This is a genomic window from Allobosea sp. GW822-FHT03F07 (assembly GCF_058801345.1).
This window is the reverse complement of the sequence record NZ_JBXAND010000035.1, coordinates 1-527: the sequence shown is the minus strand read 5'-3', so window position 1 is coordinate 527 and position 527 is coordinate 1. Positions and strand designations below refer to the sequence as shown.

Annotated in this window: 1 protein-coding gene; it reads right to left on the bottom strand. The window is 64.7% G+C overall.

Annotated elements, in window-relative coordinates; all coding sequences use genetic code 11:
* Positions 1-2: 2 nt before the first annotated feature.
* Positions 3-527: TetR family transcriptional regulator (locus tag AC1RMY_RS26535; protein WP_492869744.1), on the bottom strand; the 525-nt coding region annotated here is incomplete at its 5' end.

Here is a 527-nt window from a genome sequence, read left to right as displayed (position 1 = left end):
GGTCAGCGGCAGAGCATGCGAAGGACGGTGTCGAGGGCGCTCTGGCGGCGCCGCTTGCGCGCATCGGGCGCGGCCATGTCGTGGCCGAAGACCTGCCGGATGCTCGCCTGGTTCGAGACGTTGTAGAAGCTCAGCGCGCTGATCGTCAGATGGATGTCGATCGGGTCGAGCCCCTCGCGAAACACGCCCTGCGCCAGTCCGCGTGCATAGATCTCGCCGATCATGCCGATCGCCGAAAGGTTCAGCGCGCCGATCTTGGACGAGGTCGCGAGGTGGCGGGCGTGATGGATGTTCTCGATCATCACGAGGCGCACGAAGTCCGGATTGTCGGCATGGTAGTCGAAGGTGAACCCCGTCAGCGTCGCGATGGCCTCGCGCGGCGCCAGCGCAGCAAGATCGAGGCTGCGCTCGAAGGTGCGGATGCGGGCATAGGCCTCTTCGAGAACCGCCCGGTACAACCCCTCCTTGTCGCCGAAATAGTAGTAGATCATCCGCTTGCTGGTGGAGGTCTTGGCCGCGATCTCGTC